The following is a 13455-nucleotide window of genomic DNA, read 5'->3' as shown; positions in this document are numbered from 1 at the left end:
CCACCGGACGGGCCTCAGCGAACCGGCGAGCCTCAACGCACCGGCGAGCCTCAGCTCAGCGGACGGCAGAGCAGCGCGTCGGGCACGCCGCCCTGGTTGCCGTTCCACGTGTAGGCCACCCCGGCGAGGTACTCGCCGTCTGCGCACTGGCCCTTGTAGTACCCGGGCGCCCAGTCGCTGGCGACGGACCCGCCGCTGCTCGGCCGGTTGTCGCCCTGGTCGAACCAGACGTCATGTCCCGTCGTCGGCAGGGCGGCTGCCGAGGGGGCGCAGAGCAGCGCGGCCATCGCGTTGCCGTTGACGCTGTAGCCGACCGCGAAACTGTCGTCCGGGCACTGGAGCTTGCTGTAGCCGGGAGCCCAGTCGCCCTCGGTCACGTACCGCTCGTCGGTGACCACCGTCCAGGCGCCGGACGCCTTCTGCGGTTCGCCCGCGTCCGTGCACAGGCCGCGGCTGTCGCTGCGGCCGAGGCCGACGAGGCGTTCGGAGTCGGGGCAGTCGCCCTTGCGGTTGCCGTAGGACCAGTCCGGCTGGGCCAGCATGGTGCTGGAGACGTCGTAGTCGGCGTGGTCCAGGTCGAGCATGTTCCAGTGGTCGACCTGCGGCACCTGGCCGGTGTAACTCGGCGCGTCGACCAGCGCGTTCCAGTCCGTGGCACGCCAGTCGCCGGGGTCCTCGATGCCGGTCCGCCTGCCGTTCGCGTCGTAGGAGAGCAGGGCCCAGTTGTCCTGGAGATTGCCGCTGGAGTCCGTCCAGCCGATGAGCGGCCAGATGGCGAAGTCGGTGTCGTTCTGCGCCAGGATGTTGGTGAAGTTGTCGAACCAGGCCTGTTCCTTGGTGTCCGTCGAGCCCCGTCCGGCCGCCCCGAACTCGCTGACCCACACGGGCGCGGTGAAGTGCTGCCCGGACTGGGTGACGAAGAGCGCCTCCTGGTTGACCACCTGCGCCAGCTGCTGCGGCGCGAAGTCCTCGTAGCGCGGGTCGCTGGTGACGCCGAGTCCGCTGGTGGCACCGGAGTTGGCCGGGCCGGTGTAGGCGTAGAAGTGCGCGGAGTAGACCAGCTTGCCCGAGTCGATCAGCGTGTTGGAGAGGTTGGCGACCGGGGTCAGCATCGGTCGGCCGTGCGGCAGCCCGTTGAGCGGGACGCCGGTCCAGTTGATGCCCTCCATGATGATCAGCATGTCCGGGTCGGCCTGCAGGATCGTGTTGCCGGCCTGCTCGAACGCGGCGTACTCGTCGTGGTCGTCGTACCAGCCCCAGTTGGGGTCGTCGGTGACGTCGCGCCGCACCTCGTTGCGCAGGTCCGCGCCGACCACGCGCTTGTTGTCCTTGTACCGGGCCACCATGAACAGCCAGTCGGCCTCCCACTGCGCGGTGGTCTGGCCGCTGTTCCAGCGCTCGTTGCCGTCGACGCCGCAGCACCAGCGGTAGGTGGTGGTGTGGTTGTTGAGGATCACCGCGAAGCCGTCGTTCGTGAGCGCGGCCACGACGGCGTCGTAGACCTGCAGCGGGGTGTCGCCGTCCAGTTGCGGGTTCGCTGCCACCGCCGCGTTCGGGACGATCGAGGTGTCGTGGATCAGCGCGTCCGCGAACGGCAGGCGTATCGCGTTCAGCCCCAGCGTGTGGAAGTCCGCCAGGATCTGCGGGAGCGAAGCCCGGTCCAGCCCGAGCGGGATGTCGTAGGACACCTCGCCGGCGTGGTTGTTCGCGGGCTGAGTCGGATCGCCGCTGCCGAGGTAGTGGCCCTCGGCGCCGTCCCAGTTCCCGGCCTTGAGCTTGAAGCGGTTCCCGTTCGCGTCGACGATGTACCGGCCGCGGGTGCTCAGCGGCCCCGTCCAGGACGCCGCGAGCTGCGCGCCGGTCTGCGCGACGGGCGCGACGGGCGCGGCCTTCGAGGTGGGCGGCGGAGCGGCTGCGGTGGTGCCTAACAGCAGGATCGATATGCCCGCCGCGGCGGTGAACACGCGGCGGAGCAGACCGGTACGGGTCACGTGCGCTCCCTGAGGCCAGTGGGTCACGGTGGATACGTGGTGCCGTGGTGCCGGACTGCTGCGCACGGTGCGGTGGACGCAGCGGGAGAAGACTGCCCAGCGGAGCGCGAATCGACCCCCCACACCGGTCTGAGATGATCGGTGCATGGTCGATCGAATCATCGCTGCGTGTGACGGAGCCGCCAAGGGCAACCCCGGGCCTGCCGCCTGGGCCTACGTGGTCGCGGACGCGACCGGCGTCCCCCAGCGCTGGCGCGCCGGAGCACTCGGGCACAGCACCAACAACATCGGCGAGCTCACCGCGCTGGAACAACTCCTTGAGGCCACCGACCCGGCGGTCCCGCTGGAGGTCCGGCTCGACTCGACCTACACCCGCGACGCGGTCACCAAGTGGCTGAACAACTGGAAGCGCAACGGCTGGAAGACGGCGGGCGGCAAGCCCGTCGCCAACCGCGAGCTGATCCAGCACATCGACGAGCTGCTCACCGGCCGCGACGTCTCCTTCGTCTACGTCCCCGCGCACCAGGTCGACGGCGACCCGCTCAACGCCATCGCCGACAAGGCGGCCAGCGACGCCGCCCGCGACCAGCGCGACGCCTCCGGGACGGGCGACGACCTGCCGGTCCCGGTCCCGGTCACCGCCGAGGGCCGCGCCCGCCTGAGTCGCCCCTCCCGCGGCGGCGCCAAGTCCGCCTCCGGCGCCTCGGCGAAGCCCTCGACCGTCTCTGGCTCGGGTTCCGGCTCCGCCCGCACGCTGGCCGCCCGCTACCCGGGCACCTGCCCCTGCTCCCGTCCCTACGCCAAGGGCGACAAGATCACCAAGGTCGGCTCCAGCTGGGGCCACCCGGAGTGCGCGGCCTCGTTCGCCTGAGCCGACGACCGGTCGGACGAGCTGCTCAACTGCTGTTCGGTGAGCGGATCACAGCGGATCACAGCGGATGGGCGGCCTGGTAGGCGAGCCGCCCGTCCGCGCCGTCGCCGAGACGCGAGAGGACCTCGTCCAGCGCCAGGAACTCCTCCCAGCGCTCCCGGCCGCCGCACTCGGCGAGGGCGACGACGACGCGGTCCTCAAGGTCGGCCACCCGCTTGTTCTTCCAGACCTTGTCGGCGAGGGCGACCAGCAGGTCCTCGAAGCCGACACCCGGCGCGTCCCACCGCGCGTGGGTGCCGGCGAAGCGGGCCAGCTCCGGCTCGACGCCGTGCGCGACCAGCAGGGCCGGACCGTCCTCCTCGTGCCGGTCACCCGGGCCGGAGAGCTCGGCACGGTGCAGCACCTTGCCGATGTCGTGCGTGGCGGCGCCGAACCGCACGGCGTCCGGGTCGAACGGCGGCCTCGTGCCGTCGCGTCCCTCCAACCATGCGACGACCCGCGCCGCGACGTCGTGCACGGCCCGCAGGTGCGCCGCCAGGCGGGGCGGCGCATCGAGCTCGGCGAGGAGCATGGCCACCGACTCGGGCAACGGCCGCAGTGGTGGCCGCGCGCACGGGTCCAGTGCGATCGCGCGCACGTCGGTGAGTGCGGCCGTCACTCGACGGGCTCCGAGGGGGAGCCCAGCTCCTCGAAGAGGGTCAGCTGGAGCGCGGCCGGGGCTTTCAGACGGGAGTTGAGGGAGTTCCACGGGGTGCGCGTGGGCTCGGCGAGGACCTCGGCGCCCGCCTCAGCCAGGCGCGCGGTCATGGCGGGGGCGTCGTCGACCTGGAACGCGACGCGGATCTGGCCCGCGACGCGGCGGCCGACCTCGACGTCGTCGATGTAGTCGGCGTGGCCCGGGTCGGCGATCTCCAGGGTGGCGCGCCCGGCCTCCAGGATGGTCACCCGACCGTCGGGGGAGGAGAACGCGGCGCGCTCGGGCAGGCCGAGGACGTCGCGGTAGAAGCGCAGCGCCGCCTCGTAGTCGTCGGCGGTCACCACCAGGCGGAGTTCGCGGACAGGGGCGTGCGGCTGTTCGGACACGGTGACCTCTCGACTGGACCAGGGCTCGCCGACGAGCCGTTCGCGCAGGTCAACGCGCCTGGACGGGTGGGCATTCCCGGCCAGGCCACCCGTCCGGGCGAAATCTCTGACAGCTCTGACGGTCCGTCACCCGCAGTGACGATCGCACCTCCGCGCACTGCGGCGATCGGCGGGCAGGGCGACCCGATCGAGTGAGCCGACGGCGTGGATATCATCCGACAAGCGTCGGGCCTGGCTTGCTGACGGGATGACGGTCACCCCTGTGCCCCTCCCACTGCCGCTGACGTCCCCGGACTCCTCAGCCTCTTCGGCGTCCCCGGCGGACCCGGCGTCCCCGAAGTCCCGCGGGCGCGGCCTCCGGCCCAGCCGCCGCACCGTGCTCGCCGCCGGGGTCGGCGGCACGGCGACCGCGCTCGTGCTGGGCGCGGCAGCGCCCGCGGAGCCCAGCGTGTCGGCGGACGCGATCTCCGCCGCCGCCGTCCGCGAGGAGTACCTGCACGGCTGGCGCGGATACCAGGACGTCGCCTGGGGGCACGACGAGGCCCGGCCGATCAGCCGCACCACCCACGACTTCTTCGCGCCCGGCCACACCTTCGGCCTCTCCATCGTCGAGGCGCTGGACACGCTCTTCCTGATGGGCGAGGACGCCGAGGTGATCCGCTGCTGCGACTGGATCGAGCAGCACTTCGACCCGGTGCAGAACGCCGACGTGCAGATCTTCGAGGTGGTCATCCGCCTCGTGGGCGGCCTGCTGGCGGGCTATCAGGCGACCCAACGGCCCGCCCTGCTGGCCCGCGCCCGCGAGCTCGCCGACCGGCTGCTGCCCGCCTTCACCGCCTCACCGACCGGCATGCCCTACACCCACGTCAACCTGCGCACCGGCGCGGTGCGCGGCAAGGTGGCCGCACTCGCGGAGATCGGCAGCAACGCCATGGAGTTCGGCCTGCTCAGCCGGCTCACCGGCGACGCGCGCTACTACGACGCCTCGCTGCGCGCCTATCGGGCCGTCATCTCCCGCCGCAGCGCGCTGGACCTGCTCGGCACCTCGATCGACGTCGAGACCGGCCGCTGGGCCGACTGCACCAGCGTCGCACCGAACGCTCCGGTGGACTCCTTCTACGAGTACCTCTGCAACGGCGGCGCGCTGCTCCGCGACGCCCAACTGAGCTCCTGGTACCAGACGTTGACTGCGGCGATCCTGCGCCACCAGGCGGTCCGCGCCGGCGGACGGCTCTGGTTCCGGTCCGTCGACTTCCGCACCGGACGCCCCAACGGCCCGACCACCCAGCTGGAACTCGGCGCCTTCTACGCGGGCCTGCTGGGCAAGGGCGGCGCCGTGCGCGAGGGCTCGGCGTACTTCGACTCCTGGACCGCCGTGCTGGAACGCCACCCGGTACTGCCGGAGTCCATCGACTACACCACGCTGGCCCCGCTCGACCGCTCCGGCCAACTCCGGCCCGAGTACGCCAACTCCGCGTTCGACCTGTGGCGGATCACCGGCGACGAGCACTACAAGGAGTGCGCCTTCCGCTGGTTCCTCGCCATGCGCGACCGGCAGCGCGTCCCCGGCGGCTACACCAACCTCCGCGACGTGACCGCTCCGGCCGGATCGGCGCGCTCCTATGACGACCTGACGCCGGGTTACTGGTTCGCGGAGAACCTCAAGTACCTGTGGCTGATGTTCTCGGGGACCCCGCGCTTCGACTACCGGGTCGGGATGCTCTCGACCGAGGGCAAAGCGCTGGCGGGCCTGCGCCCGCAGTGGCTGTAGCGCCAGACTGGAACGGGCGCACCGACGGCTCGCGGACCGACCCGCCGACCCGGCGGCCCGCGCTCGTCCCAGCAGTCGCCCCAGCTGTCGTCCCGGGAGAGGTTCCGTGAACGAGCACGTGCGCTTCGGTGTCTACCTGCCGCCCTTCGGCCCGTTCGGTGACCCCAACGTCCTTGTCGAACTGGCGGTACGGGCGGAGGCCGCGGGATGGGACGGCGTGTTCCTGTGGGATCACGTGGTCACCGAGGCGATGCCGATCGCCGACACCTGGACCACGTTGGCGGCCGTCGCGCAGGCCACCGAGAGGCTGCTGCTCGGCCCGACCGTCACGCCGCCTGCCCGGCGCCGTCCGTGGATCGTGGCCCGGCAGGCGTCCACCGTCAGCAGGCTCTCACAGGGACGACTCGTGGTCGGGACGGGCGTGGGCGTGGACGAGTCCGGCGACTTCAGCAGCTTCGGGGAGGCTGCCGACCTGGCGACCCGCTCGGCGATGCTGACCGAGGGGCTCGCCCTGATGCGGGCGATGTGGGCTGGTGAGGCCATCGAGCACAGCGGTCCGCACTACCGGGTGAACCTGGCGGCCACGAAGCCGGAGCCGCACCGCATCCCGGTCTGGATGGCCAGCTCCACGAACCATCCGAGGGTCATCAGTCGCGCCGTCGGCTGTGACGGCATCTTCCCGAACCCGGACGACCACGAGCTGACTCCGGAGGAGGTCGCCGACATCCTCCGGGCACTGCACCGAGCCGGCCTGCCGACGGACCGGCCGTTCGACATCGCCGTGCGCGGCAACGCCAGTGCGGCCTGGGAGGAGGACAAGCAGGTGGATCTCAAGGGGCTCGCCGAGGCCGGCATGACCTGGTGGCTGGAGTCGCTGATCCACTTCGACCCGCTGGAGCTGTCGATGGCGGTCGTCGACGCCGGACCGCCTCGCTGGTGAGCCGGGGCCCCAGCGGTCGGTGGCCTGGTGATGCCGGACCTACTGGTGCATGGCGTGCCCGTCATGGCCGGCGTTCCCGCCATGCCCGTTGTGCCCGGCGTGCTCGTCGCGCCCTCCGTCCGGCTCGCCGCCCATCATCGCGAGCATCTGCCGCCCGCCCGTGCGCAGGAAGCGCACCACCAGCACCGCCGCCAGGGCCAGGAAGACGATGTTCAGCGCGGTCGTGTAGTTCCAGCTGACCCCCTCCATGGGGACCCGCGCCCGCTGCTGGTCCGGGACCAACCCGAGCCCGCCGAAGACGAGTTCGACCGCGTACCCGGCGACCACCATCGCCACGTAGAAGGTCCCGAGCAGGTAGAGCGCCATCCGCGTGCCGTAGTAGCGGCGGTAGATGGCGAGGATCGGCAGGATCAGCAGGTCCGCGAAGATGAACGCGACCACACCGCCGAAGCTGATCCCGCCCTTCCAGAGCACCACCGCCAGCGGCACGTTGCCGATCGAGCAGACGAACGACACCACCGCGACCAGCGGGCCGACCAGCGGTCCCCAGATCTTCGACGCCAACGGGTGGCCCGAGAAGAAGAAGTGGCTCCAGAAGGAGTCCGGCACCCACGCCGCGATCGCGCCCGCGATCAGCAGTCCGATCACCAGGTCGCGCAGGATCGCCGCCCACTCCATCACGAAGACGTGCGACACCGAGGTCAATCCGTCGCCCGAGAACAGCCGTTGCCGGAACGACCCGCCGCGCCGCACCGACATGTCCATCGCCGCGTGGCCCTCCATCGACCCGGCCAGCCCACGGTCCGCCTGCTCGCGTGCCCCGCGCAGCAGCCGCTCGCGCAGGGTGAACCGGAACAGCACGGCCAGCACCACGATCATGACCGGCCCGCCGGCGAACTCCGCCAGCGTGAACTGCCAGCCCATCAACAGCGCCAGGATCACCCCGAGTTCCACGACCAGATTGGTCGACGCGATAGCGAACGCCATCGCCGCGGTGAAGTTCGCGCCCTTGCGGAACAGCGACCGGGCCAACGCCACCGCCGCGTACGAGCAGGACGAGGACGCCATGCCCAGCCCGGCTGCTACCGCGAGCGTGCGCGGACGGTCGTCGCCCAGCCTTCGGACGACCGTCTCCTTGCGCACCACGGCCTGGACGATCGCGGAGAGCAGGAAGCCGAGGATCAGCGCCCAGGTGATCTCCCAGGTCATCGACCCGATGAGGGCGAGCGCGTGGGTGAGGGCATGCAGTGCTGACGAGGTGTCGGCGCGCGAAGCGGTCATGATCCCACTATGCCCCCAGGGGGTATTCGCGCGGTGGATATCCACAGGCCGATTGACATGTGCTCACGCTGCGCGTATCACCTCTTACACAGCGTCACTTCGCACGTGGCGCGCCCGCATGCGCAAGGGGGCAGGAGATGACGACGGAAGGACCCGTTCCGGCGGACGGGACGACCGAGCAGGACGCCACCACGGTCAAGCGGCTGCGCGTCGGCGTGGGCGTGATCGGCATCTCGCTGCCGATCGTGCTGCCGCTCGGCAACAGCCTGCTCTCGGCCCATCTGGGCCTGCTCGACTCGCTCAGCGGCTCGTACTACACGCACATGCGCAACGTCTTCGTGGGCGGCCTGTGGGCCATCGGCGTCGTGCTGATCTGCTACCGGCACAGCCCGCGTGAGGACCGTTGGAGCTCGATCGCTGGGTTCTTCGCGATCGTCGTCTCGCTCTGCCCCACCTGGCCGCCCTCGTCGCTCGTCCCGCATCCGACCACGGCGACGGACGTCGTCGGCACGATCCACACCGTCTCCGCGGCGATCGTCTTCTCCGCGCTCGCCTTCTTCTGCCTCCGCCTCTTCCGCGACGACGGCGAGCCGGACGGGGAGCGGCGCAAGCGGCTCTACCTGGTCTGCGGCGTGGTCATCCTGGCCTGCATCGTCACGATACTTGCCACGGCGCTGCTGCACTGGGGCGGCGTGGCCGGCCTGACTCCGGTCTTCGCGGGCGAGTCGGTCAGCGTCTTCGCCTTCGGCCTGGCCTGGTTCGTCAAGAGCGACGCCATCGCCGACCTGGCCCACCTGGCGGGTCGCCCGGCCCTGGCGGCCTCCTGGGCGTAGCCTCCAGTCGTGCGCAACGTCGTGCTCTTCATGTCGATGTCCCTCGACGGCTACAGCGAGGGGCTGGACCGCGACATCAGCTGGCACCGGGTGGACGAGGACCTGCACCACTACCTGAACCAGCGGCTCCGCCCCGCCGCCGCGTTCCTGAGCGGTCGGGTCACCCACGAGCTGATGGCCGCCTTCTGGCCCACCGCCGACGCCGCCCCGGACGCGAGCCCTGCGGTGGCGGAGTTCGCGGAGATCTGGCGGACCAAGCCCAAGACCGCCTACTCCCGCACCCTCACCGCCGACCGGCTCGACTGGAACACCACCGTCCGCCACGAGGTCGACCCCGCCGAGATCCGCGCCCTCCAGGCCGCCCCGGCGGACGGGGATTTGGGCGACGGCGAACTCGTCGTGGGCGGCGCGGTCCTGGCCCGGACGTTCCGGGAGCTGGACCTGATCGACGCGTACCACATCTGCGTCCACCCGGTGATCCTCGGCCGCGGTAGGCCGCTGTTCCAGGAACTGACCGCGACCCAGGACCTCCGCCTCCTTGATGCCCGCACCTTCGGCAACGGCGTCGTCGCGTTGGAGTACGCCCGCGACCGCCGCGCCTGAGGTCCGCGCCCTGGCGTCCGGGCCTGAGGTCCGGTCCTGAGGCCCTACTCCGGCAGGATCGCTCCGTCGTAGGTGACGGTCACCGGGGCGTGGTCGGACCAGCGCTCCGGGTGCGAGGCGGCGCGCTCGACGCGTGCGGTGAGTGCGCGGTCGGCCAGGCCCGGCGTGGCGACCTGGTAGTCGATCCGCCACCCGGCGTCGCTGTCGAAGGCGCGCCCGCGGTAGGACCACCACGAGTACGGCCCGGCCACGTCCGGGTGGAGCTTGCGGACCGTGTCGACGTAGCCGACCTCGTCGAAGACACGCGACAACCACGCGCGCTCCTCCGGCAGGAAGCCCGCGTTCTTCTGGTTGGCCTTCCAGTTCTTCAGGTCGGCCTCCTGGTGCGCGATGTTCCAGTCGCCGCAGACGACGACCTCACGTCCCTGCGACGCGGCCCGCTCGCGCAGCGCTTTGAGGTGGTCAAGGAACTCGCCCATGAACCGTTCCTTCTCGTCCTGCCGCTCGGTGCCGACCTCGCCGGAGGGCAGGTAGAGGCTGGCCACGGTCAGGCCGGGCAGGTCGATCTCGGCGTAGCGGCCGGAGCCGTCGAACTCGTCCGAGCCGAAGCCGATCCGGCGCGCCTGCGGCTCGTGCCGGGAGAGCAGCGCCACACCCGCGCGGCCCTTGGCCGTGGTCGACGGCGCCCACAGCACGTGCCAGCCCGCCGGTTCGACGACGTGCGCGGCCAGCTGCTTCTGCTCGGCGCGCACCTCCTGCAGGCAGACGACGTCGGCCTCGGTGGCGTCGAGCCACTCGACGTAGCCCTTGCCGGACGCGGCCCGCAGGCCGTTCACGTTGACGGTGGTGACGGTGGTCGTGGTCCTGGTCGTGGAGCGCATGGGTCCCTGCTGGTCGTGGGCGGGTCGTCGGAGGCGTCGGGGTAGTCCGGCGTCGGTCGGGCCGCCGACCATTCTGCACCCCCGCCTCGCGGCGACGGCTCAGCGCGCGCTGACGAAGAGGCTCTGCGCGGAGCGGCCGATCACCGCCTTCTCGTCCAGCAGCAGCGAGTCGGCCAGGCCGATGCCGCCCTGGTCGAGCGACGTGCGTGCGTCCAGGCCGACCCACTCGCCGACCGGCGGACGCCGCAGGTGCACGCTGAGGTCCGCGTTGACATAGCTGTGGCGGCGGATGTCGAGCTCGCCGGAGATGCCGTTGCCGGAGTCCGCCGCGATCAGCACCCGACACAGGCCCGACGGCTCCTCGTCCGGCACCAGCGGCACCCGCATCCGGAACCACGCCGCGGCCGGACCGGGCCGGGTCAGCGCGCCGTGCGCGAAGCGCAGCTCCATCGAGGTGTGGTACCCCTCGTCCCACGGCACCGGGAAGGCCGAGGGCGCGGAGTCCTCCGGGCCCGCGACCGGCAGCGGCTGCTCGACCTCGGGCAGCGCGCTCTCCGCGTCGACGCGCATCCGCACGGCGAGCGCGCGCATCGCCAACTTGCCCTCGGCGGTGCGCAGTTCGGCCTCGACCCGTTCGACGCTGCGGCCCGACTCCGCCTCCCGCAGGGCCACCGTCACCTCGCCGACGGGCACGGGACGGAGGACCTCGAACGTCATCCGCACCACGCGGAACCCCTCCCGTGCGCCGGGCCGCTGCTCGACCGCGCGGCCCAGCAGCGCGGCGGGCGGACCGGCATGCTGGGCGTCGGGCGACCAGGGCCCGCAGGTCGCGGCGGTGGCGGCGTAGCGGCTCTCGCCGAGCGGAAGGTAGAAGGCTTCAGCGGTCATTACCGAAGGGTAACCAGAATCACCCCGGGATGGGGAGGGAGGCCGGTCAGGCGTCGTAGGGCCGGAACAGGGAGAACCACGGCGCGCTGAAGATGTGCACAAGCCGGGTGAACGGCACGACGGCGATCACGACCACCGAACCGGTGACCGCCGGGTAACCACCACCTCGGCCCGGAGGTTCCCTTTTGCCCGGGCCCGTGGTCCGCCATGCTGTCCGTGGACACACGGCAGTTGCGCAACAGCACAGGCAAAGGGGAGGGCGACGCGATGCTCACGCGGACCCGACTGTTCGGCGGCAGGACCAGGGTGACGTTCCGTCTGGACGCGGCGGCGCCCGACGGAATAGTCAGTGTGGTCGGCGACTTCAACGGCTGGCAGCCCGGCGTGGCCGAGCTGGTGCCGCGCCGGGACGGGACGCGCACCGTCAGCGTCTCCTTCCCGCCCGGCGAGCACCGGTTCCGCTACCTGGCGACCGGCGGCGTCTGGTTCGACGACGACCACGCCGACCGGATCGACCCGCAGGGCAGCCTCATTCGGCTGGAGTGAGCCGTCGGCCGGACTGACGCGGCTACGGCAAGGCGGGCCGGAGCCGGCCCGCCTACCCCGCCGGCACTCGCCGGCTCGCCGCTCAGCCGCTGATCTCGCCGCCGGTGGCCGGCGTGCGGCCGTGCCGCATCAGCAGGGCGACGACCAGGCCGACCGCGCCGCACACCGCCGCCAGCAGCAGGCCGTCGTGGTAGCCGCCCCAGCCGTTGAGCTCCGGGATCACGTTGAAGCCGTTCCCGGTCAACTTCTCCGGGATTCCGGGGATCTGCACCTCCACCTTGAGCGGGTTGGCGTTGAGGAACGCGGTCAGCACGCCGGTGCCCACGGCCGTGGCGATGCTGTTGACGACGCCCAGCATGCCCGCGCTGATGCCCTGCTGACGTGCCGGAACGGCCTCGATCAGCAGGTTCGGGCAGGCGGCGTAGAACGCTCCGAAGCCGATGCCGAAGACCGCCGCGAACAGCCCGTACTGCCACTTCGAGTGCGGCAGGTACGCGTACAGCGCGGTGGAGACGGTGAACGCGGCCATCGCCAGCACCAGCGGCAGTCGCGGTCCGGTCTTGCGCGCGATCTCGCCGCTTCCCGCGCCGGAGAGCATCCCGACCCCGCCGGAGTAGATCGCCGAGTACACGCCGTACATCAACAGCGTCGCGCCGAGCCCGTACGCCAGCGTGGAGTTGAAGACGGTGTGGAAGAGCGGCGCCATGGTCGGCGGCAGCTTCAGGCCGCCGGACCCGGCCAGCGCCTGCTGCAGGATCTGCCCGTGCAGCTGCTGCTCGGTCGGGGTCTGGGTCATATAGGGGATGCTGTAGCCCTGGATCCCGATGACCATGCTGCCCAGCGTCGCCGCGCCCAGCACCATCAGCAGCTTGGGGGAGAAGAGCAGCCTCATGTCCATGATGGGGTCCTTGACCACCCGCTCGACCCCCAGGAACACGGCCAGCAGGATCAGCCCGCCCACCAGGTAGGCCAGCGCGCTCCACCGGCCCCAGCCCCAGACCGCGCCGTTGGACAGGTAGACCAGCACCAGTCCGACGCCGACGCCCAGCAGCAGCGCGCCCGCCACGTCCAGGCGCTGGTCGCTGCGCAGCGTGGTCTCCGGCACCACCCAGACCATCAGCGGGATCATCACGGCCACGAAGATCAGCAGGAACCAGAAGAGCGCCCGCCACCCGAAGGCGTCGAGCAGCCAGCCGCCCAGCAGCGGCGCGACCAGCGCCGACATGCCCAGTCCGGTGGCCACCACGCCGATGGACGCCGGTATGTAGCGTCTGGGCAGGATGTCGCGGAAGAGCCCGTACGCGACGGTCGGCGCGGAGATGGCGACCGCCTCCAGCGCCCGGCCGACCAGGAAGAGCCACCAGGTGGCGGTCAGGGCGCAGACGAGCGTGCCGACGGCGAAGGAGACGCCGGAGGCCAGCATCATCCGCCGCTTTCCCCACAGGTCGGACATCTTGCCGAAGAGCGGTGTGGCGGCCCCGCCGACCAGGCCGAAGATGATGACCATCCAGCTGATGTTGGCCCCGACGCCCGGGAAGGACGGCGCGATCTGCCGGGCCGCCGAGGCGACCATCGTGTACTGGAGCGCGGCGATCTCGGCGAAGAGCACGACCACAGCGATGACCGCGAAGATGCGCCAACGCGAGGCGCCCTCAAGGCGGTTGGTGGCGTCGACGACGCCTTCGGCGGCCGGGTCCGGTTCGGGTGCGGATGCTGGTTCGACGTGGTCCGGTGCGGAGGTCACGGCGGCTCCCCAGGGGTGGGCAC

General features: G+C 71.5%; 14 protein-coding genes. 6 read left to right on the top strand and 8 right to left on the bottom strand.

All coding sequences use genetic code 11. The features are described 5' to 3' along the window. Nucleotides 1-50: 50 nt before the first annotated feature. Nucleotides 51-1991, bottom strand: coding sequence for a glycoside hydrolase family 5 protein (locus I2501_RS17345; RefSeq protein ID WP_328806419.1), 1941 nt, complete (start codon nucleotides 1989-1991; stop codon nucleotides 51-53). Nucleotides 1992-2136: 145 nt separating this feature from the next. On the opposite strand from I2501_RS17345, the gene I2501_RS17340 reads away from it, so the two are divergent. Beyond that, complete coding sequence (locus tag I2501_RS17340; protein ID WP_196194937.1) at nucleotides 2137-2862, top strand: ribonuclease H family protein; 726 nt, start codon at nucleotides 2137-2139, stop codon at nucleotides 2860-2862. A gap of 58 nt (nucleotides 2863-2920) precedes the next feature. Here the strand turns inward: I2501_RS17340 and I2501_RS17335 are convergent, their stop codons facing one another. Together I2501_RS17335 and I2501_RS17330 are read right to left on the bottom strand one after the other, a co-directional pair. Next, nucleotides 2921-3520 (bottom strand): HD domain-containing protein, encoded by a 600-nt coding sequence (locus tag I2501_RS17335; RefSeq protein WP_408022743.1) that lies wholly within the window; start codon nucleotides 3518-3520, stop codon nucleotides 2921-2923. After that, entirely contained in the window at nucleotides 3517-3945 is a 429-nt protein-coding gene (locus I2501_RS17330) for a VOC family protein (protein ID WP_196194936.1), read from the bottom strand. The genes I2501_RS17335 and I2501_RS17330 overlap by 4 nt, the downstream gene beginning before the upstream one ends. 262 nt (nucleotides 3946-4207) lie before the next feature. On the opposite strand from I2501_RS17330, the gene I2501_RS17325 reads away from it, so the two are divergent. Together I2501_RS17325 and I2501_RS17320 are read left to right on the top strand one after the other, a co-directional pair. After that, the gene (locus I2501_RS17325) at nucleotides 4208-5716 is read left to right on the top strand and encodes a glycoside hydrolase family 47 protein (RefSeq protein WP_328806417.1); all 1509 of its coding nucleotides are present in this window, start codon (nucleotides 4208-4210) and stop codon (nucleotides 5714-5716) included. Between the two features lie 106 nt (nucleotides 5717-5822). Continuing rightward, complete coding sequence (locus tag I2501_RS17320; RefSeq protein ID WP_328806416.1) at nucleotides 5823-6656, top strand: LLM class flavin-dependent oxidoreductase; 834 nt, start codon at nucleotides 5823-5825, stop codon at nucleotides 6654-6656. A gap of 39 nt (nucleotides 6657-6695) precedes the next feature. Here I2501_RS17320 and I2501_RS17315 read toward each other — a convergent pair whose 3' ends face one another. Further along, nucleotides 6696-7904, bottom strand: a complete 1209-nt coding sequence (locus I2501_RS17315; RefSeq protein ID WP_196195059.1) for a permease — start codon at nucleotides 7902-7904, stop codon at nucleotides 6696-6698. Nucleotides 7905-8074: 170 nt separating this feature from the next. Between I2501_RS17315 and I2501_RS17310 the strand changes: the two genes are divergently transcribed. Both I2501_RS17310 and I2501_RS17305 read left to right on the top strand, forming a co-directional pair. Then, the gene (locus I2501_RS17310) at nucleotides 8075-8770 is read left to right on the top strand and encodes a DUF998 domain-containing protein (RefSeq protein WP_196194934.1); all 696 of its coding nucleotides are present in this window, start codon (nucleotides 8075-8077) and stop codon (nucleotides 8768-8770) included. Nucleotides 8771-8779: 9 nt separating this feature from the next. Continuing rightward, nucleotides 8780-9373: a dihydrofolate reductase family protein gene (locus I2501_RS17305; RefSeq protein ID WP_196194933.1), complete on the top strand. Its 594-nt coding sequence runs from the start codon at nucleotides 8780-8782 to the stop codon at nucleotides 9371-9373. 44 nt (nucleotides 9374-9417) lie between these two features. Here the strand turns inward: I2501_RS17305 and I2501_RS17300 are convergent, their stop codons facing one another. The 3 genes from I2501_RS17300 to I2501_RS39405 form a co-directional block, all read right to left on the bottom strand. Beyond that, on the bottom strand, nucleotides 9418-10254 hold the full coding sequence (locus I2501_RS17300) for an exodeoxyribonuclease III (RefSeq protein ID WP_196194932.1): 837 nt from the start codon (nucleotides 10252-10254) through the stop codon (nucleotides 9418-9420). A 99-nt stretch (nucleotides 10255-10353) separates the two neighbouring features. Continuing rightward, complete coding sequence (locus I2501_RS17295; protein WP_196194931.1) at nucleotides 10354-11142, bottom strand: thioesterase family protein; 789 nt, start codon at nucleotides 11140-11142, stop codon at nucleotides 10354-10356. A 46-nt stretch (nucleotides 11143-11188) separates the two neighbouring features. Beyond that, a complete protein-coding gene (locus I2501_RS39405) occupies nucleotides 11189-11272 on the bottom strand; it encodes a respiratory nitrate reductase subunit gamma (RefSeq protein ID WP_408022746.1) in 84 nt (27 codons plus the stop codon). Nucleotides 11273-11409: 137 nt separating this feature from the next. Here I2501_RS39405 and I2501_RS17285 point away from each other — a divergent pair, with 137 nt between their 5' ends. Then, nucleotides 11410-11688, top strand: a complete 279-nt coding sequence (locus I2501_RS17285) for an isoamylase early set domain-containing protein (protein WP_196194930.1) — start codon at nucleotides 11410-11412, stop codon at nucleotides 11686-11688. 82 nt (nucleotides 11689-11770) lie between these two features. On the opposite strand, the gene I2501_RS17280 is transcribed toward I2501_RS17285, so the two are convergent. After that, nucleotides 11771-13432: an MFS transporter gene (locus I2501_RS17280; RefSeq protein ID WP_196194929.1), complete on the bottom strand. Its 1662-nt coding sequence runs from the start codon at nucleotides 13430-13432 to the stop codon at nucleotides 11771-11773. Nucleotides 13433-13455: the final 23 nt, after the last annotated feature.

The sequence above is a fragment of the Streptacidiphilus fuscans genome (assembly GCF_015690355.1).
Lineage (GTDB): Bacteria > Actinomycetota > Actinomycetes > Streptomycetales > Streptomycetaceae > Streptacidiphilus > Streptacidiphilus fuscans.
Note: the sequence above shows the minus strand (reverse complement) of the source record. Positions and strands in the feature narration are given on the sequence as shown.

Coding starts and splice junctions, on each gene's coding strand:
- I2501_RS17340 (WP_196194937.1), top strand. CDS start 2,137: ATGGTCGATCGAATCATCGCTGCGTGTGACGGAGCCGCCAAGGGCAAC.
- I2501_RS17310 (WP_196194934.1), top strand. CDS start 8,075: ATGACGACGGAAGGACCCGTTCCGGCGGACGGGACGACCGAGCAGGAC.
- I2501_RS17300 (WP_196194932.1), bottom strand. CDS start 10,254: ATGCGCTCCACGACCAGGACCACGACCACCGTCACCACCGTCAACGTG.
- I2501_RS17295 (WP_196194931.1), bottom strand. CDS start 11,142: ATGACCGCTGAAGCCTTCTACCTTCCGCTCGGCGAGAGCCGCTACGCC.
- I2501_RS17285 (WP_196194930.1), top strand. CDS start 11,410: ATGCTCACGCGGACCCGACTGTTCGGCGGCAGGACCAGGGTGACGTTC.